Below are 7,950 nucleotides of genomic sequence, written 5' to 3' on the forward strand. Positions count from 1 at the left end.
CAACTACTAACACTACCAATCCTATAATAAGATAAGGCAATTCAACGGAGGAAGCTTCTTTATTCAAATAATGAGTGAGTTCCGCATTGGACATCTTTGCGTATTGCTCTTTAGTTAACTCAACACCGGACAATATAACGACGCCGCCAAACAATGGAGCAATTGATGCCGCAAGGCCATTAAATGATTGAGAGAAATTAATCCGTCGTTCAGCACCCTCAGGCTCTCCCAAACAAGTTATATACGGATTTGCCGCTGTTTCCAGAAATGCCGCCCCCGAAAAAAGAATAAAAAGCGCTATTAAGAAAAACACAAAACTCCTTACCTCTGCTGCAGGATAAAAAAGGATCGCGCCAGTTGCAAAAAGCAAAAGACCAAGGAGTATGCCTCCTTTATAGCCGAATTTTTTCATAAAACGCGCGGCTGGTATCGCCAAAAGAAAATAAGCAGTATAAGAGGCCGAATCGACTAGCGAAGATTGAAAAAGTGTAAGCTGACAAGCTTTTTTAAGGTGTTTTATTAAAATTGGATTAAGGTTCAGGGCAAATCCCCAAATAAAAAACAAGGAGGTAACTAACACTAACGCAATAAAGGTCTTTTTTTTCGTCGTCATGAAACAGAGTTAAAAAGTTTATAATTTAAATACCGGTTTGTGCTTTAGGATTTTACCTGTCACTTTAACCATTATTTGGCGCCATGAAGATAATTATTTAAACGCAGCTTGTATATCCTGCAGCGAAATTCCTAAAGTTTTTAACGAAATCTTGTTTAATTCGTCCTTATCGCCTGTAAAATGGCATACACAATGCTTATGAGTCAAGGCTTCACCCGGCTTTAAAAAGGCTGCCGGCGATACACTTTCTATCTCGTAAAACGGCCCCATCTGCGTTCCATTGGCCAGCGGGCCATCGTTATAAGCATTTACCGCATCACCCACAAAAGGGTCGCGATCCGTGCGCCACTCCTGGTTCAGGTAGGTAGCTTTGGGGTCAACGTCAAATTGAGCAATGGTGAGCACATTGTTTTCGGCGTCATAGCTCCCGGCTATTTTCTTCGTGCGGCCTGGCGGCATGCCCAGTTTTCCGCGCGACTTTCCGTCCGCCTTAAATACTAAAATGCCGTTATTGTACTTTACCCTGTCGGGAGGGATCTGCCCGAAATAGTCAGTTGTCGCTATTTTACCCGCTGCATCGTTATCATAAGGCACAACAATTACCGTTTTGGCCGAGGGCGTAAACATATCCAAATTCCATAAACATGGCGCGCCGGTGTTTTTATCCCATTGAAAAGCGCTGGTATTGATAATAGTATTGGAGGTGCTAAATGCCACCGATTTTATTTTATCATCAAAATCTATACCCAGTAAATTCTTTTCATCAGCAGGTTCCATGATCGCAATATCCCTGATAATGTTCATATTCAACATTACACCCTGGTAATTCAATACCCTTGTTGTTTTGGTTAATAATGCTTTTTTATCTGTATTTGCCGTTAAGCGCCAATTTTCAAAGTCGAACGCCGTTGGGGTATGCCAGTATGCAAATTCCATTTTGGTATGCGGCTTAAAAAACACGGCAAATTTGCTGCCCTCCGGCCCAATCCATAACCTATCTTCCCCCCCGTAAGCATTCATATGCGCGTCAAGTGATTTTTGGGAGAAAGTTTTATAGTTGATCCAGCCAAAACTCTTCCCGTTTTTGCCATCGGCGGTCGAGGTAAACACCTTAGCCTGGTATTTGGGCGAGACAATGATCTGCGCATTGCCGTCCTTGCTGTTCAAAACCACCACGCTGTCGCTTTGCTTCAAAAAATCGAGGTCGTAGCCAAAGGTTCCTTTGGGATATTCGCTCTCGAATTTTGCGGCAGAAGGTTCTTTTTGTTCACAAGAGTTTAACAGCAAAATAGCCGTAGCTATGAACACACACTTTATACCTTTCATCTTATTTATGTTTATTGAGATTCAACGCCTCTCCCCAACCCCTCACTAAAGGAGAGGGGCTTAAAAAGCTAAGTAAATCTATTGATCTGAAGGTCAAAGTCCTCTCCTTTGGCGAGGATGGTTGAGGGCTTTGCCGTTTAGGTGACGCGAGACAGATATTCATTTTATTTATGTTTTGGGTTGATGCCGATGGTATTAATTAAAGTGCCGATGCCGTCGATAGTGATCTCCACCACATCGCCTTCCCGCAAGGTAAAATCCGAAGATGGAACCAGGCAGGTGCCGGTCATCAGGAAACAGCCGTTCGGAAAATCCATCTCCCTGAATAAAAAGCCCGTCAGTTCGGTAAATGAACGTTTGATCTGTGATACTTTGGTTGAATCTTCGTAAGCCTTTACCTCTCCCCTTTTGATCACCATATTTATTGCTGTTTCACCACTGATCGGCTTGGAGGTAACATACAAACAAGGCCCCAGCCCGGCGCTTTTCTCGTATATTTTTGCCTGCGGCAGATAGAGTGCGTTTTCGCCCTCAATGCTTCTCGAGCTCATATCATTTCCGCAAGTATAGCCCTGTATGTTGCCATTGGAGTTGATAAATAGCGTTAACTCAGGCTCAGGCACGTCCCATGCCGAGTCTTTACGGATATAAACCACTTGCTTATGCCCTGAAACACGCGCAGCTGTCGCCTTAAAAAACAATTCCGGCCTTTCTGCATCGTATACCCTGTCGTACAGACTTGCTGCGCCCGAGCTTTGTGATTCCTCCATTCGGGCATCGCGGCTTTTTAAATAAGTAACGCCAGCCGCCCAAACTTCCTGGCTGCCGATCGGGGGGAAAAGTGCGTCATCCATCAGCCATTGTGCCTGTTCATCAGCAGCAGTCGGTTGGCCTGTTTGAATTTTATTCAATAAATAGCTTTCAAGGCCATCCCTGTTGATCAGGGTATCCCAGGGTTCGTCTATCAGGTAAAACTTCGACTCATAAGCAAGCAGGGCGCCGCTTTGGGTATGATATAATTGCATAAATCAGTAAAAAACAGTAAGTAATAATTGGCTCTTCGTTTTGACGCTGCGCCATAAAACAAAGATTTCAGTTGCAATTTACTTTTTCTGTTTATTATAATCCTATTACAACAAAATATTTACCCCACACCTAAATAAAAGAGGGGCTGTGTCAAAAGTCTTTCAAGGTAAAATATCACCAAATTATATTTTGAACAGTTAGGTATTTGTGACCATAGTGTTTTTTCTTAGTGCCCTTCGTGGTAAAAAACAAACCACAACACGAAGAATTCACAAAGAACACGAGGTCCGAATATTATTTTGTTTGCTTTTCATTTCATAGACTTTTGAGACAGCCACTTTAACTGAAAAAATCTATTCACTAATTTCTTTCCTTGGGGTCGGCGATGCTGTAGGCATTACGGTTTGCTTTTACCAATAACTTTATGGTGATGGGGTATTTGTCAGAAAATTGGAACAAGGCATTTAACACTGGCTGCGGTACTGAAGTGTTTACCACGGGCGTTACACTGTTAATGTCAACCCCGGTGCGATGTCCGTCATTACCTACTGTTGTATAGGAATTGACTATATATTGCATATAGTTGCTGCCTTTAACCAGCCAGGGCGAAATAAAAATATGATCGTACCACGATTTTGCGCCATCGCCAGTGCCGCAGCTATTCGGAAAGGTAGCCAATGCCCTGGTGGTAGTGGTAAGATATGGCGCAAACAAACTGGTATTGCTTTCCCATTCTGCCGGGTATGCAATGGCCTTATCCGGATAAAACGGCGGGTCACTCATTTGGGTGGTTGAATCAGCGGCACTTATCACCGATTGATAACCCGCTTCGTAACTGTTATGGGTGTTAAAATCGCCCATATTCACCAGGTTAGGCAGGTATGCAAATTTCGACCGCAGACTCTGCATTTCGGTCCTTACCTGTATATCACGCGACGTGCTGGACGAACCCGATTGCGTATGGTTGACCAAGACGTATACAAATGTAGTGTCATGTGTGATACCAATATTGGGGTCATTATAATAAAGTTTATAAAGATCAAAATCGGTTATATTAGCCTCCAGAATTTCAGTTTTTACAAAAGCTAATTTTTGCTTGTTATAAAACAGGGCGCTCATATTGGTGGCACGTGCAGTGTTGGTAGGTGTTGCGCAGGCATACTTACCGGGCGATAATGCGTTAAGTACGTTGTTTATGATGCCCTCGGCCAGGTTAAAAGGCGCGCTGGGCGTCGGGTCAAACGCTGCCATTTTTTCAAAACTGAACAGGTCTGGCCGGATATATTGGATGATCGTTTTGAGGTACTTGTTTAAAGTATCTGTATTTCCCTGGCAACCGTCACCATACTTTAATACGTTGTATGCCATTACATTAATAGTATCAGTTTTATCAACGGTGTTGGGAAGCGGATCGGGGATAACTACCGGCTTAACCGGAACAACAACCCCGGTGTTTTTGGGGGATTTTGTGCAGGATGCAAAGAGCATCAACGCGAAAGCAAAAAAAATGGTTAAAATGAATTTCATGCAGGTGTTTTTAATAAATCTTTAAAACAAAAAACCCCTTTCTATGGCTTTAAACAGCAACCATAAAAAGGGGTTAAGTAACTTATTGGTTATTAGTGCTGGTTACCAGTACCATCGGTCTGATAGCAGCCTGCATCTTTTCCAGGACCGGTTATACCGCTTGAACCAAAAATTGGATCAAGTTTGATAACACCGGTTTGAGTGGTAGTAATTGGAGAAAAGCCAGTATAGCCAATACCAATTGCAGGTGAACCTGATGCAAGATGGAAATCAAAGCCGTCAACAGAAGCCTGGCTGGCAAAATTCGTATTCGGAAGCGGGTAGTTAACAAATTTTGGATTGTTTTTACCAATCAACGAGGTACCATCATAAGCTAACCCAAAAGTATAACCTGCACCCAGTAATGATGCCATGTTAGGTATGCCGGTTGATTGCGGATGTGTTACCACCGCCTGCGCTATATTGGTTGGAACGATCTGGTTAGCCTGAGCTACATTGTCAACATAATAAAAATTATAACCGTAAGCAGTTTTAGTGATAGGGCCTGTGCTGTGGGTTAAAGTATCCGCTAAATAAACTTTAGCAGTAACATTATTACCACCTGCTATGCGTACGCCAAAATTACAATCAACAATAAGGTTATTGTAAGCTAAAGCCCTTGAGTTATTTTCTACTTCAACTGAACCACTGCGTGCACCATAAGTACCTGTGTTCCTGAAACCATCGTTTACGTAGGTATTGTTATACATAGCAATCTGTGTTTGGTTACCTTGAGTACCAGGGTCATTTGCAGATTTTGTACCGTTTGTAGCGCCACCGATGATCAGGTTATAAGCCATATTACCTTGTGTTCCGCCTTTTGCGTTAAAGCCGTCACCGCCGGTGCCACCGCATTTTTCCAAAGTATTTCTCATCATGTTGATGGTACCGCCATAGAAACGTACCGCATCGTCAGGTCCGCCGTAAATCCATGAATCTTCCATAACAAACAATCCGGTTGGATTTTGCCAGTAAACGATATACTGATCGCCTGTTGAAGGGCCAGTAAACGGAGGTGCAACAAGACCTGCACCGCCAAAATCAAGGTGAGTCCATTTAATTACCAGTAAAGGACAGGTTTTATCGCAATAGATACCACCCCAACCGCCAACGTAAGCAGGGTCAGTTGCAGCACTTGAAGCACCTGTTGTTTTTGTTTTAGAAGGATCCTGAATAATGATCGGAGCAGCTTTTGTGCCGATACTTAATAAAATACCTTTTACGATAAAGTTTGAACCATTCAACACTTTTACAGTTACACCTTGCTGGATCAACAAAGTATCACCAACGTTAATGGTCACGTCGCCTGAAATTGTATAAGTAGTATTGGCTAACATGGTACCTTTAATTGCTCCTGCTAATGGCGTAGCTGCGCTTACTGATTGTCCGACCTTGTATAATGGCACGGAAACGACAACCTTATCTTTCTTGCTGCATGATGCCAAAGCGGCCAGCATTAACAAGGATAATGCGATTCTTAAATTTTTCATAATAAATTTGATGGGGTTAAAAAATGATAATTAAATTGATTGCTTACTGATGTATTAATATGTTGTTATTGTTGTTTAAAATTTGAACTTGAAGCCAATTAAAAACCTGGCATAATACTTATCGTTTTCGATAGTGGCATAATAGGGGCTTTCCTGGAATGGCAGTTTACTGCTCCCGCTATAGGCCTGGTTAGGCTGTTTTACAAACAGTTCATAGGGCGTATTTAACAGATTATTTACTTTGACATAAATGATATAATGCTGGTTAAATTCTTTTTGGGCTGAAAAATCGATGTTAGTGGTAGGGCGTTCCCAATTATCCAGGTTTTTATATAATGATAACAAGTCAATCCTTTCACCTGTATAAACCAAAGCCAGTTGAGCATCAATACCATTTTTGGTGTTTTTATAAAGTACCGAAACATTAGCTACGTTAGCCGCCTGGCCCTGTAGCGGCCTGGGTTGGTTTACCATAATACTATGGTAGCTATTGTCGGCAGGATCGGTATATTGAAATATTTTTGATGAATTTACCAGCGAATGGGTATATGTATAATTGCCTGCTATCCCGATGCTCCCGAAAAACTTGCGAAAAACAGCCTCAAATCCATAATTGTGTGCTGTACCGAAGTTTGCCGGCGAAAGTGTATAGCCTGCGGCAAAACCGGTTGTAACTACAGCATATTCAATAGGGTCAACGATGGTTTTAAAGAAACCGCCCACCATAAACTGGTCAAGTCCGTTTGGAAACAATTCGTACCTAAAGTCGTAATTATCGATTTTTGAATGTTGTAAATTGGGATCACCGGTAGTAGGAAAATTATCCTGCCCTGCTCCGGTATTATCAACATAGGGCACCAGGTCTGAAAAAGCCGGCCGGAGGATCGATTTAAAATAAGAAGCCCGAAGGTTAGATTTACTGGTTAAGGCATATTTTAAATTAATGCCCGGTAAAAAATCCATATAAGAGATGGTAGCAGACTTTCCGGCAATGGTGACAGGAAGAGAAGACACAAATGATTGATAGGTGTTTTCAACCCTTATGCCAAAAACGGCATCAAAACGATCGCCGATAAAATATTTGGCTTCGGCATACCCTGCCTGCACATTTTCTGTGAGCGTGTACACGCCCCCATTACTTGCTGCATTGCCTAAAGCGTCTGATGCTGGCTGAAAATTAAATTTAGCATCAGGAAGGGAAGTATATAGCTCGTAGGTAGAATTAGCATCGGGGACATAGTTCAGATTGTAAATATTATCAAAGTTATTCCTTGTTTTATGCCTCTGCATACCGCCGATACTAATCAATGTTTTATTGCCCGCAATAGTGGCCCGATAATGTAAATTCAGGTAAGCCGATATATCTTTGTCAGTATTATGTTCCCATTGCCTGCTCTCAGGCCGAACCTGCAGCGGTCCAAAGGTTACGGAAGTTGCAGTACCTGTGCTGTTGGGGTTAATGGATTGCAGGGTAGTAAACGCTGCCATATCGGGCAATTCCTGGCTGGCAACGGAGTATGCCAGTGACCAATCGGTTGTTAAAGCACCAACAATTTTATCATTGCCATGCAACTGTGTACTATAAATACTTTGCAGATCGGTACGCGTTTGTGTTTCAAAATGCTGTTCGAATCCGCCGATATAACCCTGGTACGAATAATCGCCCAAAAGCAAATCTTTGGTATAGCGTTCCCTATCCTCATTTAACTGCAAATAGGTTCCAAATAAACTGATGGTATTATCTGCATTAAATTTATAGTCAATAGTAGTTATAAGGCCTAACCTGTTAGTCAAAGATGAATATTGACGGGTAAGGTAATCCGGGAAAACCTGCAGCATTTGTGCGTTTGGCCCATTAGCAGGCGTTAAAGTAGCATTTTCAACCAGGCGTGCCGTATTATTGCCTGCATAAGTATTTTGATAGGTGCC

At 42.3% G+C, this 7,950-nt stretch carries 6 protein-coding genes; all 6 read right to left on the bottom strand.

Features of this window, described 5'->3' with window-relative positions; all coding sequences use genetic code 11:
* On the bottom strand, positions 1–613 hold a 613-nt coding region (locus tag QZY09_RS14025), incomplete at its 3' end, for an MFS transporter (protein WP_295673338.1).
* Positions 614–706: 93 nt separating this feature from the next.
* Entirely contained in the window at positions 707–1,939 is a 1,233-nt protein-coding gene (locus QZY09_RS14030) for a DUF6786 family protein (protein ID WP_295673340.1), read from the bottom strand.
* Positions 1,940–2,103: 164 nt separating this feature from the next.
* Positions 2,104–2,964 (bottom strand): fumarylacetoacetate hydrolase family protein, encoded by an 861-nt coding sequence (locus QZY09_RS14035; protein WP_295673342.1) that lies wholly within the window; start codon positions 2,962–2,964, stop codon positions 2,104–2,106.
* 361 nt (positions 2,965–3,325) lie between these two features.
* Positions 3,326–4,492 (bottom strand): hypothetical protein, encoded by a 1,167-nt coding sequence (locus tag QZY09_RS14040; RefSeq protein ID WP_295673345.1) that lies wholly within the window; start codon positions 4,490–4,492, stop codon positions 3,326–3,328.
* Positions 4,493–4,584: 92 nt separating this feature from the next.
* Positions 4,585–6,021, bottom strand: coding sequence for a hypothetical protein (locus QZY09_RS14045; RefSeq protein ID WP_295673348.1), 1,437 nt, complete (start codon positions 6,019–6,021; stop codon positions 4,585–4,587).
* 75 nt (positions 6,022–6,096) lie between these two features.
* Positions 6,097–7,950, bottom strand: a 1,854-nt coding sequence (locus QZY09_RS14050) for a TonB-dependent receptor (RefSeq protein WP_295673350.1), incomplete at its 5' end; no start/stop codon positions are given.

It is taken from the genome of uncultured Mucilaginibacter sp. (assembly GCF_903913935.1).
Taxonomy (GTDB): domain Bacteria; phylum Bacteroidota; class Bacteroidia; order Sphingobacteriales; family Sphingobacteriaceae; genus Mucilaginibacter.